At 37.3% G+C, this 24,562-nt stretch carries 19 protein-coding genes and 1 pseudogene; 4 read left to right on the top strand and 16 right to left on the bottom strand.

Annotated elements, in window-relative coordinates; translation table 11 throughout:
- Nucleotides 1-32: 32 nt before the first annotated feature.
- The 7 genes and pseudogenes from hrpA to LU301_RS09445 all read right to left on the bottom strand — a co-directional run bounded on the left by hrpA (nt 33) and on the right by LU301_RS09445 (nt 6,585).
- Nucleotides 33-3,914 carry an ATP-dependent RNA helicase HrpA gene (hrpA, locus tag LU301_RS09475; protein WP_305274044.1) on the bottom strand — a complete coding sequence of 1,294 codons (3,882 nt, stop codon included), beginning with the start codon at nt 3,912-3,914 and terminating at the stop codon, nt 33-35.
- Nucleotides 3,915-4,120: 206 nt separating this feature from the next.
- Nucleotides 4,121-4,465, bottom strand: a pseudogene (locus LU301_RS09470) (MBL fold metallo-hydrolase); the annotation flags it as partial.
- Between the two features lie 241 nt (nt 4,466-4,706).
- Complete coding sequence (locus tag LU301_RS09465) at nt 4,707-4,850, bottom strand: hypothetical protein (protein ID WP_305270227.1); 144 nt, start codon at nt 4,848-4,850, stop codon at nt 4,707-4,709.
- Between the two features lie 12 nt (nt 4,851-4,862).
- The gene (locus tag LU301_RS09460) at nt 4,863-5,330 is read right to left on the bottom strand and encodes a hypothetical protein (protein WP_305270225.1); all 468 of its coding nucleotides are present in this window, start codon (nt 5,328-5,330) and stop codon (nt 4,863-4,865) included.
- A 75-nt stretch (nt 5,331-5,405) separates the two neighbouring features.
- Entirely contained in the window at nt 5,406-6,062 is a 657-nt protein-coding gene (locus LU301_RS09455) for an NAD(P)-dependent oxidoreductase (protein WP_305270223.1), read from the bottom strand.
- A gap of 135 nt (nt 6,063-6,197) precedes the next feature.
- The gene (locus LU301_RS09450; protein ID WP_305270221.1) at nt 6,198-6,461 is read right to left on the bottom strand and encodes a hypothetical protein; all 264 of its coding nucleotides are present in this window, start codon (nt 6,459-6,461) and stop codon (nt 6,198-6,200) included.
- The gene (locus LU301_RS09445) at nt 6,442-6,585 is read right to left on the bottom strand and encodes a hypothetical protein (protein ID WP_305270219.1); all 144 of its coding nucleotides are present in this window, start codon (nt 6,583-6,585) and stop codon (nt 6,442-6,444) included. Before LU301_RS09445 ends, LU301_RS09450 begins: the two co-directional genes overlap by 20 nt.
- 123 nt (nt 6,586-6,708) lie before the next feature.
- Between LU301_RS09445 and LU301_RS09440 the strand changes: the two genes are divergently transcribed.
- The 3 genes from LU301_RS09440 to LU301_RS09430 are packed head-to-tail and all read left to right on the top strand — an operon-like array spanning nt 6,709 to nt 10,186.
- Nucleotides 6,709-7,074: a winged helix-turn-helix transcriptional regulator gene (locus LU301_RS09440; RefSeq protein ID WP_305270217.1), complete on the top strand. Its 366-nt coding sequence runs from the start codon at nt 6,709-6,711 to the stop codon at nt 7,072-7,074.
- A gap of 49 nt (nt 7,075-7,123) precedes the next feature.
- Nucleotides 7,124-9,082, top strand: a complete 1,959-nt coding sequence (locus LU301_RS09435; protein ID WP_305270215.1) for a DUF2075 domain-containing protein — start codon at nt 7,124-7,126, stop codon at nt 9,080-9,082.
- A gap of 3 nt (nt 9,083-9,085) precedes the next feature.
- Nucleotides 9,086-10,186 (top strand): Shedu anti-phage system protein SduA domain-containing protein, encoded by a 1,101-nt coding sequence (locus LU301_RS09430; RefSeq protein WP_305270213.1) that lies wholly within the window; start codon nt 9,086-9,088, stop codon nt 10,184-10,186.
- Between the two features lie 146 nt (nt 10,187-10,332).
- Here LU301_RS09430 and LU301_RS09425 read toward each other — a convergent pair whose 3' ends face one another.
- The 4 genes from LU301_RS09425 to LU301_RS09410 form a co-directional block, all read right to left on the bottom strand.
- Nucleotides 10,333-10,605 (bottom strand): hypothetical protein, encoded by a 273-nt coding sequence (locus LU301_RS09425; protein WP_305270211.1) that lies wholly within the window; start codon nt 10,603-10,605, stop codon nt 10,333-10,335.
- Between the two features lie 208 nt (nt 10,606-10,813).
- Nucleotides 10,814-11,587 carry an isocitrate lyase/PEP mutase family protein gene (locus LU301_RS09420; RefSeq protein ID WP_305270209.1) on the bottom strand — a complete coding sequence of 258 codons (774 nt, stop codon included), beginning with the start codon at nt 11,585-11,587 and terminating at the stop codon, nt 10,814-10,816.
- Between the two features lie 15 nt (nt 11,588-11,602).
- On the bottom strand, nt 11,603-12,661 hold the full coding sequence (locus tag LU301_RS09415) for a bifunctional transcriptional activator/DNA repair enzyme AdaA (RefSeq protein ID WP_305270207.1): 1,059 nt from the start codon (nt 12,659-12,661) through the stop codon (nt 11,603-11,605).
- 152 nt (nt 12,662-12,813) lie between these two features.
- Nucleotides 12,814-13,872, bottom strand: coding sequence for an NAD(P)-dependent alcohol dehydrogenase (locus LU301_RS09410; RefSeq protein WP_305270205.1), 1,059 nt, complete (start codon nt 13,870-13,872; stop codon nt 12,814-12,816).
- A 316-nt stretch (nt 13,873-14,188) separates the two neighbouring features.
- Here LU301_RS09410 and LU301_RS09405 point away from each other — a divergent pair, with 316 nt between their 5' ends.
- Complete coding sequence (locus LU301_RS09405; RefSeq protein WP_305270203.1) at nt 14,189-15,121, top strand: site-specific integrase; 933 nt, start codon at nt 14,189-14,191, stop codon at nt 15,119-15,121.
- 163 nt (nt 15,122-15,284) lie between these two features.
- Here LU301_RS09405 and LU301_RS09400 read toward each other — a convergent pair whose 3' ends face one another.
- From LU301_RS09400 to LU301_RS09380, 5 genes are all read right to left on the bottom strand, one after another.
- Nucleotides 15,285-18,266 carry a type I restriction endonuclease subunit R gene (locus LU301_RS09400; RefSeq protein ID WP_305270201.1) on the bottom strand — a complete coding sequence of 994 codons (2,982 nt, stop codon included), beginning with the start codon at nt 18,264-18,266 and terminating at the stop codon, nt 15,285-15,287.
- Between the two features lie 185 nt (nt 18,267-18,451).
- Nucleotides 18,452-18,958: a transposase gene (locus LU301_RS09395; RefSeq protein ID WP_305270199.1), complete on the bottom strand. Its 507-nt coding sequence runs from the start codon at nt 18,956-18,958 to the stop codon at nt 18,452-18,454.
- 493 nt (nt 18,959-19,451) lie between these two features.
- On the bottom strand, nt 19,452-20,573 hold the full coding sequence (locus LU301_RS09390) for a restriction endonuclease subunit S (protein WP_305270196.1): 1,122 nt from the start codon (nt 20,571-20,573) through the stop codon (nt 19,452-19,454).
- Nucleotides 20,574-20,756: 183 nt separating this feature from the next.
- Nucleotides 20,757-21,965, bottom strand: a complete 1,209-nt coding sequence (locus LU301_RS09385; RefSeq protein WP_305270194.1) for a restriction endonuclease subunit S — start codon at nt 21,963-21,965, stop codon at nt 20,757-20,759.
- On the bottom strand, nt 21,965-24,505 hold the full coding sequence (locus LU301_RS09380; RefSeq protein WP_305270192.1) for a type I restriction-modification system subunit M: 2,541 nt from the start codon (nt 24,503-24,505) through the stop codon (nt 21,965-21,967). The genes LU301_RS09385 and LU301_RS09380 overlap by 1 nt, the downstream gene beginning before the upstream one ends.
- Nucleotides 24,506-24,562 lie beyond the last annotated feature (57 nt).

Below are 24,562 nucleotides of genomic sequence, written 5' to 3'. Positions count from 1 at the left end.
AATAGGTTATTTTTATGAAATTAACTTAATTTTCACAAAATATTTCCCCAAACTTCTTTTAACTTTTTCTCTGACACGGCGATTTTAGTTTTCATTGGCTGAGAAAATAACGAAATACGATATTCTTCTGTGAGTTGATAAAATAACTGTTCTGCTTCCCCCCATTCTCGTTTTTTATCATCAAACAAGCTGAATAATTTTTCTGCCCAAGTGTCCATTTTATAAATCGCATCAATATCTCGATTTAAATTATTTGGCAAGCGTTCTAAACGTAATTGCAAGGCTTTTAAATAGCGTGGATATTCAGACCACACTGCAGGTATTTTTGTATAAAAGCATTTTGATAATTGCATTAATTCAAGTTGGTCTTCAATATCTTGCAAACTATCGACAAAAATTTGTCGATTTAAACCTTGCATTTTGCTACGAATATCTTGCCATAATACAAATACATCTTTAAAAATCGCTAAAACATCTTGTCCTATAGTTAAAAATTGTTGTTTAACCTGTTGTAATAACTGTTGATAGTCTGACACATTCATCGGTAATTTATCGATACAACGTTGTAAGGTGGCATAAATTAACATTTGTTCTAATTTTGCTTGATTGCCCAATGGAGCATATGCCAACGATACGTTATTTGGAATTTGTTTTTTTAATTGACGGATTAAATCACCTAATTGTAAATAAATCAAGTGGATAATGCCTTGTCGATAGCGACTTAAAGCCACTTTTTCATCATTAAATGATTGTAAAATCACACCATATTTTTTACCATCTGTTAAATTTTCTAAATCAATAAATGCAATTTTGGGTACAACAACCTGAAATTGCTTTACAATCACACCCGTTACTTTTTGTTGATGTTCAAATTGAAATTTTTTAGGAAATTCAAAATATTCTTCATCAGATTGTATCAACACTTGCTGGCTATCATCTCGACAACGGATTTGTAATTCTGCTAAATCCCTGCCTTGCTCCAAGACACGCCCTTTTGCATCAACCACATGAATAAATGGTAATAAATAGGCATCAACTTTTTCAAATGAAAAATCATCAGCAAAAATATCGTCTCCACGTAATAAATACGCTAAAACATCAAAAATGTGTTGTTTTTGTACACCATCTCCAATTTCAGAATATAATTTTTGAGCAGTATCTGGAATTGGTACAAGTGGACGGCGTTTATCTTTAGGTAAATTTTTTAATAAATTTTCAATCAAACTTAAACGCCACCCTAAAATGCCCCATGACCACTGGGCAATATCCATTTGTGATAAAGCATGAACAGGGACGGTAACAATCGCACCATCTCTCTCATGGCTTGGGTCAAAATGGTATTTTACTTTAAATTTTAATGAACCATTGGATAATTCATCAGGAAATTGCTGTGTGGTTGGACGAGCTGTTTGCCACAAATCTTGTTCATTAAAATACAAATATTTAGGATTATTCGCTTCGATTTTTGCTCGCCACTGTTCAAAACTTTGTCGAGATGCAACCGATTTATCCACTTTATCAGCATAAAATTGATAAATCATTTCTTCATCAACCACCAAATCTCTGCGGCGTAATTTATCTTCAACTTTTTGAATTTCTTGTAATTTATGCTGATTATGCTGTAAAAATGGTGGCATAATACCTAACTGATTACATACTAATGCATCTCGTATAAAAATTTCATGCGCATTGACCAAATCCACTTTTTCATATTGGATTAAACGCTTAGGTTCCAAAATTAAGCCAAATAATGAAATTTGTGCATAAGCGTGAACTAACCCTGATTTTTTCGACCAATGTGGCTCAAAATAATGATATTTTAATAAATCACCAGCCGCTAAAATCACCCATTCAGGTTCAATTTTTGCCAATGTACGCAAATATACCTGTGAAGTCTCAACCATTTCAAATGCCATCACCCAAGGCGTATTGGTTTTATGTAAGGTACTGGCAGGAAAAACTCTAGCACGTTGTTGGCGAACTGCTTCAAACACATTCCGCTCTTCGGTTTTATTGGCAATAAAAGACAATAATCCTGTTAATAAAGCACGATGAATATTTTCATAACTTGCTGATTTTTCATTCAATGTCATGCCCAATTGAGTACTCATCTCTAATAATTGTTGGTGGGTTTGTCGCCATTCCCGTAAACGCAACCAACTTAAATAATGTTGTTTAGCAAATAATCGACGTTTATTTTCACTCAGTTGATGCTCATTTTTTAGCGTCTCTAAAGTATTCCATAAATTCACATAAAATAAAAAATCAGAATCTTCTGCTTTAAATAAAGCATGTTTTTGGTCAGCTTGCATTTGTTTATCATGTGGTCGTTCTCGTGGGTCTTGTACCGCTAATGCACTGACAATAATCAATATTTCACTTAATGCACCAAAATGATTGCCAGCAACTAACATTCTTGCTAAACGTGGATCAATCGGCATCTTTGCCATCATTTGTCCAACTTTGGTTAAAGTTGAGAATGAACCAGATTTTTTATTTTTCTTGGCTTGTGTTTTGGTTTCGCTTGGCAATGCACCCAATTCTATCAATAATTTACGTCCATCATTGACTAAACGATAATCAGGTGGTTCAATAAAATCAAATTCATTCACATCACCTAAACCTAAATTTTGCATTTGTAGAATAACAGATGCTAAATTGGTGCGTTTAATTTCAGGTTCGGTAAATGCTGGACGACTTAAAAAATCTTCTTCAGAATAGAGGCGAATACACACCCCTTCCGCAATACGCCCACATCGCCCTTTACGCTGATTTGCCGATGCCTGAGAAATCGCCTCAATTGGCAAACGTTGTACACGAGAACGATAACTATAGCGTGAAATTCGAGCAAAACCACTATCAATCACATAACGAATATTCGGTACTGTTAAAGCTGTCTCTGCCACATTGGTTGCAATAATAATTCTCCGCCCTGCACCCGTTGGATTAAAAATTTTTTGTTGCTCAGATAATGCTAAACGAGCATATAATGGCAGAATTTCAACATGCCTAAATTGCTGTTTTTGCAGAATATCTTGTAATTCTCGAATTTCCTGTTCAGTACTAGCAAAGATTAAAATATCAGCGTGTTCTGGGTGTCCTGTGTGTTCAGCATCAGCAAAACACTCCTCTACCGCTTGCACCACGGCACGAGGTAAATTTTCTTCAAACTCATCAAATTCATCATCATCACTCCCCACAATCGATAATTCCGAAATTGGACGATAACGGACTTCAACAGGGTAACTACGCCCTTCAACCTGAAAAATAGGTGCATCATGAAAATAACGACTAAAACGCTCTACATCTAAAGTTGCTGAGGTAACAATCACTTTTAAATCAGGGCGTTTAGCTAAAATTGTTTTCAAATAACCGAGAATAAAATCAATATTGAGTGAACGTTCATGTGCTTCATCAATAATAATGGTATCATATTTGGTCAAATAACGGTCATTTGCCAATTCTGCTAATAAAATCCCATCGGTCATCAAACGTACAATCGAATCTTCATTCCCCTGCTCATTAAAACGCACCTTAAAACTCACTGTCTGTCCTAAAGGCTCGCCTAATTCTTCTGCAATCCGTTGAGATACACTTCTTGCTGCGAGTCGGCGTGGTTGTGTATGTCCAATGAGACCTGTTAATCCACGTCTTGCCAGCATTGCAATTTGTGGTAATTGTGTCGTTTTACCTGAACCTGTTTCCCCAGCCACGATAATCACTTGATACTGCTGAATAGCATTGATTAATTTTTCGGCATATTGACTGACTGGCAAATCTTGATTCAGTTGAATGTGAGGCAGTCGTGCAATACGAGCTTGTACTTGTTGTTGAGATTTTTCTAGTAATTTTTGATATTGTTCAATTTTTTGTTCTTTTTTGAGACGATAAAGACGGTAACGGTCTTTTGCCATCACTGCTGTAGTTTCTTGTTTTTGCTGGGAAGATAATCGCACAATTCAACCTAAATAGACAGGAAAATGGCTATTTTACCTGAAAATTAGGGGAAATTTAAGTATTTTATTTGATATAACATTTAATTTTGTATGGGTAAATAATAATTCCTATTCCATAAAATCAATAACTTATAATGAGTTGAGAATTTGGTAAGCATATAAAATTATTCTTTTCTTAAAGCTTTATTTTCCCACCAACCCTCATTTACAAAACCGTCCGCATATTTCTCACCCATTTTGGGGACATCAATGGGCAAATTGTGTTCTTTGGCACTTTTTACCGCATTGTCAATAGACTCGTACCACGGATTTCTACCAAGACTAAACACGCCCCAGTGTATTGGCACGATTTTTTTTGCGTTCAAATCCAAAGCAGCCTGAACCGATTGGTGGGCGAACATATGCGTTTTGGGCCAGCCTTGATTGGCGGCATCAATTTCCATAAAAGCGATGTCAAATCCACCGTATTTTTTGCCGATGTCGCTAAAATGCGGGGCATAACCCGTGTCGCCACTCCAATAGCGTGAGTACGCCCAAAGTGGCTAGGGTAAATTTAAGGAATTTTTTAAAAATGGGTTTCATTATACATCAAATAAATCAAACCATTAGGATTTGGGTGTCCTAATGGTTTTGGCTTAGGTTACAAGTGCGTTATTATAGCAGATTTGGGTTATTTTGGAAAATTGAGTGTTGTTATGGGTGGGTATATCAGGTGGGGTTATAATATGTTCTGTTAGACAGCCTGAAACTTTAAATTTGCGATAAAAATCGCCGAATATTCTCCTCCACATTATCCGTATCTTGATACAAAAAACCATTTGGCACATTCACAAATTTACCATCAATTTTAGCAATTAAACTTGGCACACCATTGATGGCAAATTGATGAGCCAAAAGTTGTCCTTATCATATCCACGCATTCGCCCCTGCAATCACATCATCATCGCCCAAACGCCTAGCAAGTTCATTTTTACCCAATTCAATCAAACCTTGTTTCACTACATCAATGTCGCTGGTGTCCTGCCCGTCCACATAACGGATTTTTTGCAACTGGGAAAATATTGGCAACACTTCGTTTGGATTATCCTTCCTTAACAAATAACACGCCTGCGTCAAGGGGAAGGAATCAAACGCCCCGCCTTTTAGCAATAATTGGCGATAATTTTCGCTAAATGGCAAACCTGTGATTTGGGCGATACAGCTGTCGTTCGTCCAAGCGTGCTTGGCAAACTGCTCGTCAATGATTTTGCCAGTACTGGCAAACAGTCCTGTGGCATAAATATCAACCATATGCGTCTGTGCCAATTTGCCAATGCCCACCGATGACGCATAGCACCAACCGCATAAGGGGTCAAATAAGTAAATGAATTTCATAAGTTTTTCTTAAAAACACCCACTTAAAAATGATGTTTAAGTGGGCTGATTTTTGGTGTTAAAATGGATCAATGATTAATTGGCAACGGTAAAACGCTGATGCAAATGTGCTTTTTTCTCCACATCATCGCTAATTGCCACCGCCAAATCCGCCACGCTAATGTCGGCAGGCGTACCGTCGGCATTAAACAGCACATTATCGCCACCGATACGGTAAGATCCTGTTTTTTCAAAAGAAACAGGATTGACCGCAAACATCGCCGCAGGCGATAAAAATGCCCAATTCACATCGGTACGGGTGCGAAGTTCGGTTAAAAGCTCACGCACCACATTCGCCGCAGGATAAACATCGGCAGGAAAATCAGGCGTGTCCACCAATTGCAGATTTGGGGCGACATTTAGACTGCCTGCACCGCCCACCACCAAAAGATAAGGCACATCAGAGGTTTTGCTGGCGGTCAAAATATTGGCGTGTCCTGTTTTTAGGTCATTGACAATATTGGGATTTTCCCAGCCTGCATTAAAGGCATTGACCACCGCATCAAAGCCTGATAACTGATTGGCAAAGTCAGGACTGTTCACATCAATCGCCACCGGCTTGACATTATCCGCCTGCACGACCTTGTCAATGTTTCTGGCAAAAGCGGTTACTTGATGACCACGAGCGGCAAGCTCTTTGATCACTGCCGAACCAACCAAACCTGTGGCACCGATGACTGCAAATTTTTTCATAGCTAAGCTCCTATTTTGGTTAAAAATTCAATTTGCTTGCGATAGTCATATTATAAGAAAGTTAATTTTTAAATAGAAGTACTTACAAAAAAGTAAGTATAAAAAATACATATTAAGTCATTGAAAAATATGGTTTTATTTTAAAGGCTGATAAGCAAAAGAGCTGATTTTTGCCTCAAATTCGTCCAAATCCATTGGTCTGTCGCTTTGCACCAAACGCACCTTATCCACCAGACGAAGTAGCCGTGCCGAATGGGTCTCAAAGCGTATTGCCACCGAATAAAAATCAAAAAAATCATAGCGTTCTTCACACACCTTTGCCAATGCCAAGACCGCAGGCACAAGGCGAAAGTAGCCGTGTATCGCCCCTTGATAATCATCAAACGCCACTTCCTCCACCGTGTAACAAACCCCGTCTTGCACCCACACCGCCTGCCCAACCCACCGCCCAAGCGGTAGATGACGCTTGGGCTTTTTGCCAAATACCAGCCAGCTTATCAAACCCAAAGCCAGCAATAGCCAAAACATTTGAGCCATTTTGCCACCTTGTTTATCTTGTTGATTTTAATTATAATAGCAAAATACAGATATTTTTATAAGTACTTACAAAAAAGTAAGTACTATTTAACCACTTTAAGGCATTGTGATGAATGAATTAAACACAAACGATTTGAACAAAGGACGGGTGCTCTCCAAAAACTGCCCCAGTCGTGCGATATTAAACCACTTAACCAGTCGTTGGGGCGTGCTTGTGATGATTGTGCTGTTAAACGGTACAAAACGCTTTGGCGAAATCCGCCGTGAGATTGAAGGCGTGAGCGAACGGATGCTGTCTGAAACCCTAAAACAACTTGAAACGGACGGAATGTTAATCCGCAAATCCTACAACACCGTACCACCGCACACCGACTACACGCTGACCGAGTATGGACGGCAGGCGGGGGAGCGGATTTATGCGTTGGTGGATTGGCTTGAAAATAATTTGTGTGGGATTTTGGACAAAAGACAATAAACTTCATCAATAATTTGTATTTATAACAATCAATTTATGGGATTATTTTATGTTTCAACGCGCCTACTATCAAAATCCTATCACAAACTTTATCAATGAAAATCCTGAACATATTTTAGGGCATTTAAGCAAAAATCACCTAAACCGTAGCTTAGAAGATAGTCAAAGAAATGCCTGGCTAAGACAGATTGAGATTTTGCAAAATTCATTACACACTTTACAAGGACATATTTTCTTTGAGTTTTCCATTCCCAGAATGGGCAAACGCGTGGACAATATTATCATCATCGGTCAGACAATTTTTGTTGTGGAATTTAAAATCGGTGCTAAGCAATATGACAAACACGCCATTAATCAAGTGATTGATTATTGCTTGGATTTAAAAAATTTCCATCAAGGCAATCATCAGGCATATTTAATTCCTGTTTTGGTGGCTGAAAATGCACCTGAGTGTAGCGCATTTGACTTTGAGAAGGCAGCCAAATTTAATACTGCCATTACCACCAATGCCAGCCAATTAGCTAAACTGCTTCAATCTAAATCCACACCAGAGCAACCAACACTTAATGCACAAGACTGGGCAAATTCACCCTATCACCCCACACCAACCATCGTGGAGGCCGCCCAAGCACTATATCAAGGACACAGTGTGGCAAGCATTACACGTTCAGATGCGGGCGCCCAAAATTTAGGCTTAACCAACCAATGCTTACATCAGATTATCGAGCACAGCAAACAAGCCAAGCAAAAATCCATTTGTTTTATCACGGGTGTGCCAGGTGCAGGCAAGACACTGGCGGGGCTGAATATTGCCACACAGCGTATGAATATTGACGAAGCGGAGCACGCCGTGTTTTTATCAGGCAATGGGCCGCTTGTCAATGTTTTGCGTGAAGCGTTGGTGCGTGATTCGGTCAAAACAGGACAAGCGCCCAATAAAAAAGCGGCACGACCAAAGGTTGAAGCTTTTATTCAAAATATTCATCATTTTCGCGATGAATATTTAAAAGATAAAGGCGCCCCTATTGAAAAAGTCGTGATTTTTGATGAAGCGCAACGTGCCTGGAATCAAGAACAAGCCAGTAAATTTATGAAAGAAAAACGCAGTCTGGAAAATTTTAATCAATCCGAGCCACAATTTTTGATTGATGTGATGAATCGCCATCAAGATTGGTGTGTGATTATTTGCTTAATTGGTGGTGGACAAGAAATCAATACGGGTGAAGCAGGTATTTCTGAATGGATAAATGCATTAAACCATCATTTTAATGATTGGCAGCTTTATTATTCACCTTATTTAATTAGGCAGCCTGAATATTTAAATAATGGTGAGTTAATTGAGTATTTAAATCAATATGGTCAAACAAAAAACGAATTACATTTAGCCAATTCGGTGCGTTCATTTCGCTCCGAGCAGCTTTCTTATTTTATCAATCAATTACTACAACTCAATACCGATACCGCCAAACAATTATATCAACTTATCAATGAAAATTATCCCATTGTTTTAACAAGAAACTTGGATAAGGCAAAGCAATGGCTCAAACAACACGCCAAAAGCTCGGAGCGTTATGGTTTGTTAGCGTCATCAGGTGGAAGGCGCTTAAAAGCCTTTGGCATAGATGTTAAAAATGAAATCAATGAAAGTGATTGGTTTTTAAATGACAGTGATGATGTGCGTTCAGCATATTTTTTGGAAGATGTGGCAACTGAATTTAGTGTACAAGGTTTAGAATTGGATTGGGCTTGTGTGGCTTGGGACGCCAATTTTTATATCCAAAATGGTGTTTGGCATTATCAAAATTTTAAAGGCAGTAAATGGCAAAACATTAATCAAGTTCACAATCAAAGATATTTATTGAATGCTTATCGGGTATTATTAACTCGTGCCAGACAGGGTATGGTGATTTGGATTCCCAATGGTAATAATGAGGATAAAACGAGGATTTGCGCATATCATGATTGTACTTATCAATATTTAAAGTCTTTGGGAATTGAGGATATATAAACGATGAAAATATTGGATTTTGTTTTGGATTTTACTAGTGATAAGTTAAAAGGTTTTTGCCGTGTCCGAACTTATATGAGCAACCAACAACCTGTTACCATTTTAACTGAATTGGATAAAAATGATGGGCAATCGGTTACCAATGCTGTAGAAATCATTATTGAAAAGCTGCATAATGAATTTGGTTTTAAAAAGCATATTTTTATTGAACATTATGAAAAATTAGGCGATACCAATAATTCTTTTGATTTGACAACAATTAATTTAAATAAAAAACCACAATGGCAAACTTTGAATAATCATCAAATGATTGAAATCATTGGAGAGGAGAATTTTAACAATCTCATCAATGACCGTTCATCATACAATTCAGCCATTATTCATCAAGCTGATACCATTCGTTTTAAGAGAAATATTTGGGCTGATTTTCCTTGGTTTGAGAGCAGTCGTTTTATTCAAAGAAAACTAGCCATTGAAAAACAAATGAAATCCAAGCAGGAATTAATTAACTTAATCCAATCCAATGCCAAAGAAAGAGAATTGTTGTCTTTCTTTAAAGAAGATTTGTCATTTTTTGGAGAGATTTATGCTGAATTAGAAGATGAATACATTGTTTTTTCTGAATATCCCATTCATAAAGGCACAAAAGACAAAGATGGTTTTGTGGATTTTGTCATTTTTACTGGTCGTTCAAGAATGATGGTTATTTTAATTGAAATCAAAGGTTCTGATTTTAATCTATTTAATCAGACGGGCTATAAACAACCGCATTCTCATATTTCAATTGCCGCACAACAAATTAGAAACAGATTAGATAGCATATATGGTCGTTATTATGATGAATTTAGAAAAGAATGCCATAAAATTAGAAAGCTGGCAGAGAAAAATAAATCACCAATCAAGCACACTTTACTGGGTGCAAAACCCAAATTACAGGTAGATGAGAATAAAGATATTAATATCCGTACGGTTATTATTGGCGGTAGAACAGTGAATGATTATGAAGAAAGTATGGAGCGTAGTAAATTTGAACGTAGCCATACCATTTCTGTTATTTTAGATTCTTGGGATACTTGGGTTAGAAAATTAAAGCGTGATAATTGATTGCCATAGAAAATGTTATTTCTTGCCTATCGCCCCAACTGATTAAATCCCAATAGACTAAGGGCTGTAACAGGAGAGAATATTTATGCATTGGTGGAGTGATTGGAGGGGAATTTGGGGCATATAAAATAAAAGTTTCAGGTAGCCTAAAACCGTTGATTGAATAAAATCGTTGGTAAATAATAATTAAAGATAAAACCGCCTTTGCCTGTGGCTTTGTCGGGATAATAGGGCAAATCATCGGTATAAAGATTGGTAAATTGCCCGTTTTTGTAATAAGGCAAATGGGCAAAACGGCTTTCATCGGGCAATGCACCCAAATTGCGGTAGAGCAGAATGCCCAAAATAGCCACAATCAGCGTGAGTACGCCCAAAGTGGCTAGGGTGAATTTAAGGAATTTTTTAAAAATGGGTTTCATCATACATCAAATAAATCAAACCATTAGAATTTGGGTTTCCTAATGGTTTTGGCTTAGGTTACAAACGGATATATTATAAGGGATTAGGGTTATTGGGGATAATTGATAATTTTGATAATTAGGTATCAGTTAAAATGATGATGATTTTTCAGGCTGCCTAAAATAAGGCGTTTTTTAATACACCTTATTCATTTACAACTAAAATCATTTATTTAAATTTTGTTATTACTCCCTGATGACGATACAAACAAGCGGTATTTTGTTCATTTAAAATGGATTTTGTGAGTTGCTCAATTTGACAAATAATATAATCAGACATAGCATTGCCATAACTTATTCTTTGCACGCCCAATGTTTTTAATCTTTTTATATCAGTCAAACTAGGTAAACACATTACATTTAAAGGAATATTGATGTTTTCCAAAACTTTTTTGATGTCTTCATCTTTTTGAATGCAAGGTATAAAAATACCATCTGCTCCAAAATTTTGATACAAAACCGCCCTGCTAATGGTTTCTTCTATTGGGTTGTCAAGCGTCAAATAAGTATCTGTTCTGATATTAAAATAAAAATCATCAAAACCATTATTAACCAATGCTGTTTTGGTTTCTTTTATTAAAATGGCAAATTCATTTTTATCTTTTAGTCCTTGATTGGGGAGAGAATCCTCTAAATTTACCCCAGCACACCCCATTTTTGCAAGTGTTAATATATTATCAATAATTTCTTGATTATTTTTGCCATATCCTGCTTCTATATCTACTGACAATGGTATTGTAATGACTTTTAAAATTTGCGATACAACATTTTTAAGCTCATCAAAACCAATCCGTTGTCCGTCTTGGTAGCCCAAAGTATTGGCAATTCCCCAACTGGTTGTACCCAATGCCTTAAAACCTGCTTGTTCGTGTATTATCGCTGACAAGCTGTCCCATACATTGCCTATAATTAGGCATTCATTTTTTAAAATTAACTGTTTCATAAATTTACCTTAAAATTAATGATGGCTGCTTAATGGGTTTTCCAATTCTAATAAATATTGTTTTCGCCAAAGTCCACCGCCATACCCTGTTAATTCACCGTTTGCACCAATCACACGATGACACGGCACCAATATAGCAATGCTATTCATTCCATTGGCATTGGCGACTGCTCTAACTGCTTTGGGATTGCCCAAGATTTTGGCTTGTTGTCCATAAGAATAAGTTTTGCCATAAGGAATTTGTTGTAAAATTTGCCAAACTTTTTGTTGAAAATCGGTACCAATCAAATGCAATGGCACACTAAATTCGGTGCGTTTTTGGGCAAAATATTCTTTTAATTGTATTTCCAAAATTTCAAAAAACGGATTGTCGCCCTGAATAAGAATGGCATTTTGGCGTTTGGCGATATTTTTTAATTCCGTTTCAAGCATTTTTCGGTCGGTAAATTCCAATAAACAAATGCCTTTATCGGTAGCACAAGTCATCATTGTGCCAAGCGGTGTTTCTATTCTTTTTAAATTAATAAGAGTTTGGGTTTTACCTTGTTTGGGAGAAACGCCAAATATTTTTTTAAAAGAGTCTGAAAAACCGCTTAATGAATCAAAGCCCAAATCAAATGCGGTATGGGTGATTTGTTCGCCTGATTGAATTTTTTTAAAGGCAGAGTTAATGCGATACATACGACAAAAAGCGTGAAAAGTCATACCGTGATTTTTTAAAAACCAACGGCGAATGAATTTGGGGTCAATATTTCGTTGTTTTAATTCAAAATCTGTGAATTTTAGACTGGGATTTTGGGTAAATTCATCAAGAATGGCTTGAATTGCGGTAGGTGTTTGGTCTAAATGTTGTAATGGACGACAAACTTTGCAAGGGCGATAGCCTTTTAAAATACATTCTTTGGTGGTCGCAAAAAATTCTACATTTTCGCTTTTGGGTTTTCTAGCGGTACAAGACGGACGACAAAAAATGCCTGTGGTTTTTACAGCCGTAAAAAATATGCCTTCAAATGTCGTATCTTTTTCCAAAATGGCTTGGTACATTCGCTCGTGAGTTAAAGATAAGTTTTTCATTTTTCATCATAAAATAAAGAAGGTGCTTTATTTTATGGGTTAATTTATACAAAAACAACCGAAAACTGGACAAGTATTTTTTTTAGACAGCCTGAAAAAAACAAAAAACACCGTTTCCAACCCTGAAAACGGTGTTTTTTATGCAAAAGAACTTATCCTCTCAAACTCCCCATATCAATCACAAAGCGATATTTCACATCGGATTTAAGCATTCTTTCATACGCATCATTGATATTTTGCATATCAATCATTTCCACATCTGGCACGATGTTATGCTCGGCACAAAAATCCAGCATTTCTTGGGTTTCGGCAATGCCACCAATCACAGAAGCAGAAATACTGCGGCGACCGACAATCATCGGTACGGTGTTGATGGTTTCTTTGAGTTCGCCCACCAGTCCCACCAGCACCAGCGTACCGTCCAATGCCAAAGTTGGCATATAAGGTTTTAAATCGTGGGTGTATGGCACGGTATCAATAATCAAATCAAAGGTATTGGCGACTTCTTTCATCTGGTTTTCATCGGTAGAAAGCACCACACGGCTTGCCCCCAAACGGTAAGCATCATTAGCTTTGCCCAGTGAGCGGGTAAAAAGCGTAACTTCTGCCCCCATTGCGTGAGCCAGTTTGACCGCCATATGCCCAAGTCCGCCAAGCCCGACAACAGCGACTTTTGAGCCAGCTTTGACATTCCAATGACGCAGGGGCGAGTAGGTGGTAATGCCTGCACACAAAAGAGGGGCAACCGCTTTGGTGTCCAATGTTTCAGAGACTTTTAAGACAAAATCTTCGCTCACCACCACGCCTGTACTGTAACCGCCTTGTGTTGGTGTGCCGTCAAAGCGGTCAATACCGCCATAAGTCCCGATGTTGCCCACTTCGCAGTACTGCTCCAAACCGTGCTGGCAAGGGCTACATTCACGGCAAGAGTCCACCATACAGCCGACACCGACCAAATCGCCAATTTTAAATTTGTTGGCGTTTTTACCGACTTTGGCAACACGACCGATGATTTCGTGTCCCGGTACAAGCGGATAACTTTGCGTCCAGCCCCAATCATTGCGAGCCATATGCAAGTCTGAATGGCATACGCCACAGTACAAAATATCAATTAAAACATCGTCTTCACGGAGTTCTCGGCGTTCAAAACTGTGTGGAGTAAGCGGTGTGGTTGCTGAAAAAGCAGCGTAGGATTTTACGGGGTGGGTCATTTTACGATTCCTAAATGATTAAAAATGAATATTAAACCTCTTGCGAAAATCGGTTTTCCGTTCGTGGTGAGCTTGTCGAACCATAGGAAAACCGACCCTTCGACAAGCTCAGGGCGAACGGTTTTCCTTTTACTTTTCTAATTTCGCAAGAAGTCTATTATAAAGGATTGGGATTATTGGCGATAATGGATAATTTTGATAATTAGATATCAAGCAAAATGATGATTGGGTTTCAGGCTGCCTGAAAAAATTTAATCAATAAAATCATTAAAAAACCTAAAATACACACTCTTTTTTAATTATGAGTGATGATTTTATGAAACAAACTTTATTTTCCGATTACTTTGAACAATGGGTCAAGACCTACAAAGAAGGGGCGGTGCGTCCTGTTACGATGAAAAAATACCAATCCAGTTTGTATTGGCTCAAAAAACTTGCCCCAGATTTGCAGGTTGGCGAATTGTCGCGTTCTCGTTATCAAAAATTGCTCAATGATTATGCCGAAGTCCACGAACGCCAAACCACGATGGATTTTCATCATCAAATCAAAGGGGCGATTTTGGATGCGGTTGATGAAGGCTTGATTGACAATGACCCCACTCGCAAAGCCATTATCAAAGGCAAAACCCCTGCCAATAAAAAAATCAAATTTTTAAATCAAAATGAATTGCAATTATTACTCAATCAACTTAATTTAAATCAACAATTAAATTGGGATTGGTTTATTTTATTGATTGCCAAAACAGGTATGCGTTTTTCTGAAGCCCTTGCCATTACCACAGGTGATTTTGATTTTGCTCATCAAACTTTAAGCGTCAATAAAACTTGGGATTATAAAAACAATGGCGGATTTTTACCTACCAAAAACCGCTCATCAGTTCGCAAAATTCAATTAGACTGGCAAACGGTAATGCAATTTTCAGGCTTAATCAAAAACTTAAACAGCGACCCCGAAACACCCATTTTTGTGGGTTTAATGAAAACGGGCGATAAAGTTTATAATTCCACCGTCAATTACCGCATTGCCCGCCATTGTAAAAAAGCGGGCATTTCTGTGATTAGCGTACACGGTTTACGCCATACCCATGCCTCATTGTTGTTATTTGCAGGCGTATCTATTGCCAGTGTGGCAAGACGGCTTGGGCATTCGAGCATGACCACCACTCAGCAGACCTATTTGCATATCATTCAAGAACTTGAAAACAAAGATACTGATATTGTGATGCGACATTTGGCATCATTGTGTTAATGGATATGTTGGGGCGAATGTAATTTTGGGCAAATATAATTTGCCCCTACAATATTTTTTTGCGTAGGGGAGAATCACATTTGCCCTATATAAATATCGTATTTATTAGGAAAATGTAATTTTCCCCTACGATTTTAAACCAATATTATTTTTCCCTACATTATTATCGCTCACTTAATATTTTTTCAATATGAAATTTGATTTTATCTTCTACATATTTTTTCAACGTCATTTTGTTGCCAACTTTGCCCATTTCTTGCTCGTATAAATGGGCGACTTTTTCCATATCGGCGGTTTTTGCCAAATCTTTTAATAGATTAAATTCGTGCCAATCTTCTTTACCAAATACATGATGGTGCAATAATTTTTCAAATAAGGCTTTATCCAAATCAAACAAATTAACCAGTTCAAAAATATTGCTTTTTTCACGACTTTGGCGGTATTTGTCCAGCAATAAATTTAAAGAAATGTCATCAGGCAATTTGCCCGCCAAAGCATCCGCCAAAATTTGTTGTAATAACTCTTGGTCGGTTTTGCGGTATTGGGTGGACAATTCATTAAAGCGTGCAATATCGGCATTGTTTTGTGATTGTTTAATATTTTTTAATAATTGGCTGATATAATCATTGTCAATTTTAATGCGTTCGCCACCAATTAGCGTATTGTCAATCAGCAAAATACCCAAGTCATCGCCACCCGTTTCGCCTGAATGTTCATTTTGCACATCTAAATAACGGGCTTGTAATCGCCCATAATCTTCAATATCAAAAGGCAATTTTGCCATATCTTCCGCATTGTTCATATCAAAACCCTGCTGACGGATTTTAATCATATTTTTTTCAAGTTCATTGACCCAACGCACAAATTGTTTTTGGCTTGGTACATCATCAGGCAATGCACTAAAATCAGGCTGCCCATTGACATTTTGGGGAAATAAAGTGGTAATATCTTGATAAATCGCACAAATTGTTGATATATTTTCCTGCAATGTCGGTGCATACATCACATTGGCATTGTCTTTATTGGCGTATAACTCAAATGCCTTATCAATTTGCAATTTCATCTGCAAAGGACGGCGATAATATTCAATATTGCCTTGTTGTTTTTGTTCATTGGTAATGCGATTGGTGCGTGAAAAGGCTTGAATTAAACCTGCATAATCCAATAATTTATCCACATACAAAGTATTTAAATACGGAGCGTCAAAGCCTGTCAAAAGCTGCTGCACCACAATCACCAAATCAAGGCGAGTGCTGTCATCAATTTCTCTATATTGATAACGGCGTGCCAATCTGTCCATTAAATCGGTTTTATACGCTGGCACATTATCAATGCCAAAATTGGTATTAAATCTTTGATTGTAATGAATAATGGCTTGTTCTAATTTTAAACTGTTTTCCAAATCATTGTCTTGATTTCTATCACTGTCATCATAAATCACTGCCACGCTAATATTTTTGTCATTGTTTTTTAATTTATCAAAATACAGATTGGCGGTTTTGATGTCTTTTACAGTCAGCATTGCCGAAAATAAGCGATTGGACGAATTATTATCCCATTTTCTTAAAATATCTTTAACCACCATATCAATATGATTTTCGCCATAATTATCTTCTGGCAATTCTTTTTCTATTTCCAAATCGCTTTTTTCAGACAGCCATTTTTGATAAACTTCGCCTTTGGAAGGGTCTTTAAATTCTGCGACTTTTTGGCGTAATTCATAAGCATCATAAGTGAAATTTTGCCGAACATCAAAAGGCAAAACATTTTTATCAAAAATACCGTCTGCCACCGAATAAATGTGCAAGGCTTCACCAAATAATTCGTGCGTGGTAACATCTCGTTTATTTTCATTAAACAACGGTGTGCCAGTAAAGCCAAACCAAACAGAACGCCCAAACATTTGCCGAATTTGAATCAGCATTTCGCCTGCGGTAGAGCGATGGGCTTCATCAACAATAAACACAATGTTTTTGTCTTTGATTTTATCTTGCTCCAAACCTGCGACTTTATTGGCTTTTTGAATACTGGTAACAATGAGTTTATCTTTGGTTTTGTGATTGATGGCTTTTAATAAAGCATAAGAATTGCGAGTGGCGGTAATACTGTCTTCTTCACCAAAAGATTGATATTCATCAATGGTTTGTTTCACCAGCTCATTTCTGTCCGCCAAAAACACCACTTTATCTACATTGGGCAAGGTGCTGACCAATTCGGCGGTTTTAAAAGAAGTCATTGTTTTGCCCGAACCTGTGGTATGCCAAACATAACCGCCCAATTTGGATTCGTGATTAATGCCAAACTCCGCTCCATTTAATCGCTCTAATATGGCTTCCACCGCATAAATTTGATATGACCGCAATACTTTTAAGGCGTTTCGCTCATTATCAAAAATGGTATAAAGCGATACCAATTTATGCCCCATTGGTACGGACAAAACTTTTTCAATAAATTGACTGGTGCCAAATACATTTTGATTGTCAAAATCTTTCCAATTAAAGGCAAATTTAAAATTAAATTTATCATAATGTCCAAAATTGGCAAAATAACGACATTCATCAGGGTTTAATATCACAAAAATTTGAATGAGTGAATAAAATCCTGAAAAACTCAATTCTTCGCTGTATCGTTTGATTTGATTAAAAGCCTCATCGGTTTTAATGCCGTCTTTTTTGAGTTCCAAATGAATCACAGGAATGCCAGAAATCAATAAAGTAATGTCAAAACGGCGGTCTTTGCGGTGTTCTTTGCTGGCTGGGCGTTGGATTTGGCGGACAATTTCATAGCTATTGCGACCGCCACCGACATCATGCCGCCAAAAAAATTCCAAAAATAAGGGGGTATTTTCCAAACCTTTGGCATCTCGTACGATTTGTAATTGCCCATTGGCAAGCATTTTGCCTGCTTCTATGGGCGTTTTGACGGCAAAAATTTGTTCGGTCAGTTGTCCAAATTCGTTGTCGGTTAATTCCACGCCCTGCAAACGGTCTTTGTTTTGGGCATTTAAAATAGCTCGCCAGTTGGCTAATAATTCGCTTTCGGTTTTGTAATACAAATCAGGGCGTGGTGTCCAGCCGTATTTGGATAGGCGGTCAATGATTTCTAATTCAAGTTCGGTTTCGGTTTGGGTGGTTTTTTGGGTCATTTTTTTGCTCCGTTTGGGCGATGTATTCTAGACAAATATGATTGGGCAAATGTAATTTACCCCTACACAATTTTAAATTGATGGATGTAGGGGCGAATCATATTCGCCCTGTGTGAATATCGTATTTATTGGGCGAATGTAATTCGCCCCTACCATTTATCTCAAAATGTATTTATTCAACAATATTATGAATAAAAACAATCATCTTGCCATTTTAATGGATTATTTTCAATATATTCACAAATTTTTAAATACGATGTTTCATTGCGAATAATATGGTCGTGATAATTGCGTTGCCAAATATCGTAAATATCGGTATTTTGCCTTGCCCATTGGGTAACACCTGTTTTAAATCCACGCACAATAGAACCAATCGTTTTTGATGTACCATGAATTTTTTGTTTGGACTGTTGGGGTAAATTGTCATTTTTTGCCATAAAACTGTGATGATTTGCATTAAATATAATTTCAATGACACCATGAATATGATTGGGCATTACCACAAAATGATGTAAAACTATATTGGGAAAATGGCTGGGTATGCTATGCCAGCATTGCTCCACAACCTGACCAATGTCATTTAAAATCATCTTGTTATCAACAATCTCACCAAAAAAGTGCATTTTATCCTTACAACAAATGGTAATAAAATACAAACCTTCTTGAGCGTAATCATAATTTTTAAGACGCATAGAACGCCTTTTATGAATATTTGGATTGTATTGATTCATTGATGTGCCTTATGATATTTTTGGGGAATATGATTTATCCTACGATTTCAGATTTTTGGTGTAGGGGCGAATGATATTCGCCCTGTATAATATTCGCATTGCGAATATTCATTCCATACAATATTTACCACGATTTTGATGTGATATTTTAGACAAATGTGATTTGCCCCCTATAATTTCAATTTTTGCGTAGGGGCGAATGATATTCGCCCTATTTACACAAAAAAAGACCATAATTTCAATTTTGTACATTTGCATAGTGTTTAGGGCAAATGTGATTTTCCCCTACAATAATTCCAAATTTTTGCGTAGGGGCGAATGATATTCGCCCTATTTACACACAAAAAAGACCATAATTTCAATTTTGTACATTTGCATAGTGTTTAGGGTAAATATAATTTGCCCCTACAAATCACCTATTATCATAGCATATTTTGGTGAAATTTACATAAACTTACACAAAAAGTTGGTCAAGCAAAACCTGCTTTAATTGTTGATACTTTTCTAACTCACGCTGATGAAAAGCGATGGTGTCGTCTAGCTGTCTGAAAAACTCGCCAATGGCTTGTTGTTCGGCTTTTGTAGGTGGAATAAATATCTCTAATTTTTTAAAATCAGTTGTATTTATTGCAGGGTAACTTGTACCTGTTGAATGCTCCATAACACTATCTACAAAATGTTGATTTTGCAAACTACTCAACAAAAAATAACTATCTAAACTAGGTCTAATTTGAATATATCCTGTTGAAAAAATGAAATTATCTTCATTTAAATCAAATAAATAGTTATTTTTTTGGTAAGGACGGACAGCCTGAAAAAATACATCACCTTTTTTTGCTAGCCTTTGAGCTCTGGACGGTGCATTTTCTTTGTTATAACGCTTAAAAAATAATAATTCTGTACCGATAACGCATTCTAAATCAACATAAAAAAACTCATTAGGAATTAAGCCATTTGGGTTGTATTCCCCAATCTCTCCCAACTTTCGCTGTTTCCAAGCGTAATTAATTTTGGCGAACATTTTTTCAAGGTAAGATTTTTTGAGATTTTGATACTTTTTTTGCGTACGCTGATGAAAAGCGATGGTGTCGTCTAGCTGCCTGAAAAACTCGCCAATGGCTTGTTGTTCGGTTTCACTTGGTAAATTAAATTCAAAATTTAATAAGTTTTTTGCGGTAATTCCAAAAACTTTTGTACCTGTTGCGATAACTTTTCCGTATTGTGAAAAAATATCTGTATGCAAAAGATAATATAAAAACAGCGAATTAACTTCTGTTGGTCTTAAAGCGATTGTATGCAAACCCGCTACAATATTTCTTGATAAAAAACAATCAATTAGACAAGAATTTCCGATACCTTCATAGTCTTCTGACGCATCGGCAATAACCAAATCTCCCTTTTGTAAAAATTCATAATTACCTTTTTGAATGCTAGGTAAATTATTTTCAGATGATAATAATTTTGCAATATTCCTATGAATATCGCCATAGTGGACATATTTAAATCCTGTATCTTTATTTGTCTCAACATTTCTTGATAATGAATAAGACTTAATTTGAAAAACAACTTCCCCCAACTTTCGCTGTTTCCAAGCGTAAATATGGGAATGTGCTATTTATACCAAAAATAAAAATATCTTTATTATCAATAAGTTATTTTTGATATAAAAATGCAATGACTCATTGGCAAAAAGCAATTCTTGCCAATGAGTTAATTATTGTTAATCTATGTAATAAAATATACCACTTCTTAACATTTTTTATACAAACATCTGTTTTAGATAGCCATTTTTAAGGTTTTTATACTTTTCTAACTCACGCTGATGAAAAGCGATGGTGTTGTCTAGCTGTTTAAAAAACTCGCCTATGGCTTGTTGTTCGGTTTCACTTGGTAAATTAAATTCAAAATTTAATAAGTTTTTTGCGGTAATTCCAAAAACTTTTGTACCTGTGGCGATAACTTTTCCGTATTGTAAAAAAATATCTGTATGCAAAAGATAATATAAAAACAGCGAATTAACTTCTGTTGGTCTTAAAGCAATTGTATGCAAACCCGCTACAATATTTCTTGATAAAAAACAATCAATTAGACAAGAATTTCCGATACCTTCATAGTCTTCTGACGCATCGGCAATAACCAAATCTCCCTTTTGTAAAAATTCATAATTACCTTTTTGAATGCTAGGTAAATTATTTTCAGATGATAATAATTTTGCAATATTCCTATGAATATCGCCATAGTGGACATATTTAAATCCTGTATCTTTATTTGTCTCAACATTTCTTGATAATGAATAAGACTTAATTTGAAAAACAACTTCCCCCAACTTTCGCTGTTTCCAAGCGTCAGTAAAATTAGGAAAGCGTAATTGCGGTTTATTCTCATTTTCTTGGGGAAACATCTTTTCCAAGTACGAAATTTTTAAATTTTTGTACTTTTCCCACTCACGCTGATGAAAAGCGATGGTGTCATCTAGCTGTTTAAAAAACTCGCCTATGGCTTGTTGTTCGGGCAGGGTTGGGACGAAAATTGACATTTGTGAAATCAAATTCCAATCCGCTCTTGGCATTTTTGTTCCTGCGGAAATATTGGCTATTTTCAAAAAATTTTCGGTTTGTACCAATAAATAGATAAAATTTCTACAAAATTCGTCAGTTGAATAAAAAGCCCAAATTTCCCCACTTTTCAAGCCGTTAGTTTGAGCTAAATGCCATTTTTTCAAATATGGTCTTAATCTACCAAATAATATATCGCCCTTTTTGAAAATAGAATTGGTCTTTGTTCGGATTGACAAATCCCCGATTAAACGACCTGTTTCAGGCTCTAAATTTTCCAATTCAATATCTATTTTAAAATAATGTTGTTCGGCAAACTCATTTCTAACTAAAAGGACTTCCCCCAACTTTCGCTGTTTCCAATCATCAGTAAATCCAGCAAATCGCAATTTAGGCACTTTACGCTCGCTCATCACACACCTCCAATCAATTGATTTGCCATTGCCCAAAATGCATTTTCCGCCTGCTGTCTTTGACGGCGAATGTCTTCTAGCGTGTCGGCATAGCGTTCGTCCAGCACTTTAAGCTGATTGGCGACCGTTTTGGCATAACTTTGCCCAACATCGCTTAAATTGTTTGCCAATTCACCAAACCATTTTTGAATGAGCAAGCGTTTAATGGTTGGCAAATCAAGTGTTTGATATTGCTGTTCAATTTTGCTATTTAAGGCAGGCTCTTTGGTTTTAAGCTGGGCTTTTAATGTTTTGGCAGCCTGAAAATCCGTCAAACTTTCGGATAACAGCTCAAAATTTTCATCGTCCTTACGCATTGTTTTTAAATCTTTTTCTATGGCTTTATAAGATTTTTCGTCCAATTTTTCTTTGTCATTCAGATAATCCGCCAATGCGGTATCGGCAATGTTGGCAAGGCGTTCGGCTTGACGTTCTTCAATCTCATCAAGGCTTTGTTTTAGGTGGTCAATCTCACCAATTTCATCAGCAAAAAACACATAACCAATCATTTGCTTGGACAAAAGTTCGCCTTTAACACCGTCTTGTACTTCGTTTTTACCCTTCATTACCATATTGGGGACAAGCCGTCTGGCTTTATAAAAGCCATTTTCACTAATCAAATTTGCCAATTCTTCATCATCGTCCGCCCCTGCCTCGTCCGACAAAATGAGCAAATCAGGCAAAATCGTGCTGTGCCACACATCAATCAGCGATTGATAGGCGTGATAAGGGTCGCTAAATTCAGACAGCCTGAAAAGTTCAAATAGGCGGTTTTCGGCATTTTCAAAAGCTAGGGTAAAGTCGTCTTCGTCAAGCGGTTTGTCTGCTGTCAAGGCGTGGGCAAAATCGTGTTGCCAAGCGGTGATTTGTTGCTCCAAGTCATTGATATAACGCCCATAATCGTGGTCTTGATTGATGATGTCAAAAATTTGGTCTGTTTTGACGCTTAATTTGACAAAATTGGGTCGAATTTCTTGCCATAATTTGGGCGAAATGTTGGGGAATTTTTGCCAAAATGGGACAAAGCGAGCCATATCTTCAAGCGGAATGCCGCCTTTTAAATGGGCTTCAATGGACTGGCTGTCATCGTTGCCAACAGGCGTAACATAGCGTGGAATATTGAGATTAAAGCCATTGGCACGAATTTCGTCCAAGTTGGCAAGGTGGGCATAGCCGTCCACATTTTGCCGTGCGATGTAGGTGTCTAGGATTTTTTTGATGTCTTGTTCACGCAAAACATTGGTATTTTTTTCTTTGCGATAGCCATTTGAGGCATCAATAAACAGCACATTGTTGTGTTTGCTTTGTTTACGCAAAATCACAATGATGGTCGGAATGCCTGTGTTGGTAAAAATCCCTGCTGGCAAGCCGATGACTGCATCAATTTGTCCACGCTGCAACAATTTGGTGCGGATTTTTTCTTCTTCGTTGCCACGAAACAGCACACCGTGTGGCAAGACAATCGCCATTACCCCGTCAGGTTTTAAGTGATACAGCGAATGGAGCAAAAAGGCATAATCGGCTTTGGTGGCAGGGGCAACGCCATAATCACGGTAGCGTGGGTCTTTGAGCTGGTTTTCGGATGCTTCCCATTTGGCAGAATAAGGCGGATTGGCAACGACTGCGTCCACAAATAAGGGGTCGTCTTTGCCGCTGATAATGCCGTTTGGCCAGTCTTCTTTGAGCGTGTCGGCATTATGCAAAACCATATTGGCAGGGCTTACGCCACGCATTAAAAGGTTCATTCTGGCGATGTTGTAGGTGGTGGAGTTGTTTTCTTGACCGTAATATTTGATTTGGTTGCGTTGTTTGGGCGAGATTGCCGAACCCAAAGTCAAAAGCAAAGAGCCTGAACCTGCGGTCGGGTCGTACACGGTGGGTTTGTCTTTATCACGAATTTCATTGGCGACAATGCTTGCCATAATTTGCGAAACTTGGTGCGGGGTGTAAAACTCGCCTGCTTTTTTGCCCGAACTCATCGCAAATTGGGCAATCAAGTATTCATAAATAAAACCAAAAGTATCGTAATCGGTGTTGCTAGAAATGTTAATATCATCAAGCAATACCAAAAGTTTACGCACAGCAGATTCTTTTTCGCTGGCGTTTGAGCCAAGTTTTTCGGAAGTTAAATTGACATCGTCAAAAATCCCTTCAAAATCTTCTTTTTGGTGTGGGTCTAGGTTTTGACGAAAATGGGAAAGTGCGTCTGTTACATTGCTGATTCGCCAATTTCCGCCCTTGATATTGGCAATCCAAGTGCTGTACAAGTCGCCTTTGGCGATGTAGTAGCCCAAGTCTGATTTTAGGGTGTCAATGTTGTCATCGTCCAAGTCGTCAAGGGTCATCTCGTATTCTTTGGCAAGGTAGCCAACTTCGTATTCGGACAAAAATTTGTAAAACAAAAAGCCCAAAATGTAGTTTTTGTATTCGCTGGCGTCCATTTTGCCACGCAAGTCGTTGGCTGACGCCCAAAGTTTGGCGGCGAGTTGTTGTTTGTTCATTGGGGGGTTTCCTTAAAATACTTACGCTTAGGTGTAGCGAGAATATAAATGGGTTTA

Origin of the sequence: Moraxella sp. ZY210820 (assembly GCF_030674635.1) — a bacterium.
Lineage (GTDB): Bacteria > Pseudomonadota > Gammaproteobacteria > Pseudomonadales > Moraxellaceae > Acinetobacter.
Note: the sequence above shows the minus strand (reverse complement) of the source record. Positions and strands in the feature narration are given on the sequence as shown.

Coding starts and splice junctions, on each gene's coding strand:
- hrpA (WP_305274044.1), bottom strand. CDS start 3,914: ATGGCAAAAGACCGTTACCGTCTTTATCGTCTCAAAAAAGAACAAAAA.
- LU301_RS09460 (WP_305270225.1), bottom strand. CDS start 5,330: ATGAAATTCATTTACTTATTTGACCCCTTATGCGGTTGGTGCTATGCG.
- LU301_RS09455 (WP_305270223.1), bottom strand. CDS start 6,062: ATGAAAAAATTTGCAGTCATCGGTGCCACAGGTTTGGTTGGTTCGGCA.
- LU301_RS09440 (WP_305270217.1), top strand. CDS start 6,709: ATGAATGAATTAAACACAAACGATTTGAACAAAGGACGGGTGCTCTCC.
- LU301_RS09435 (WP_305270215.1), top strand. CDS start 7,124: ATGTTTCAACGCGCCTACTATCAAAATCCTATCACAAACTTTATCAAT.
- LU301_RS09430 (WP_305270213.1), top strand. CDS start 9,086: ATGAAAATATTGGATTTTGTTTTGGATTTTACTAGTGATAAGTTAAAA.
- LU301_RS09425 (WP_305270211.1), bottom strand. CDS start 10,605: ATGAAACCCATTTTTAAAAAATTCCTTAAATTCACCCTAGCCACTTTG.
- LU301_RS09420 (WP_305270209.1), bottom strand. CDS start 11,587: ATGAAACAGTTAATTTTAAAAAATGAATGCCTAATTATAGGCAATGTA.
- LU301_RS09415 (WP_305270207.1), bottom strand. CDS start 12,661: ATGAAAAACTTATCTTTAACTCACGAGCGAATGTACCAAGCCATTTTG.
- LU301_RS09410 (WP_305270205.1), bottom strand. CDS start 13,872: ATGACCCACCCCGTAAAATCCTACGCTGCTTTTTCAGCAACCACACCG.
- LU301_RS09405 (WP_305270203.1), top strand. CDS start 14,189: ATGAAACAAACTTTATTTTCCGATTACTTTGAACAATGGGTCAAGACC.
- LU301_RS09400 (WP_305270201.1), bottom strand. CDS start 18,266: ATGACCCAAAAAACCACCCAAACCGAAACCGAACTTGAATTAGAAATC.
- LU301_RS09395 (WP_305270199.1), bottom strand. CDS start 18,958: ATGCGTCTTAAAAATTATGATTACGCTCAAGAAGGTTTGTATTTTATT.
- LU301_RS09385 (WP_305270194.1), bottom strand. CDS start 21,965: ATGAGCGAGCGTAAAGTGCCTAAATTGCGATTTGCTGGATTTACTGAT.
- LU301_RS09380 (WP_305270192.1), bottom strand. CDS start 24,505: ATGAACAAACAACAACTCGCCGCCAAACTTTGGGCGTCAGCCAACGAC.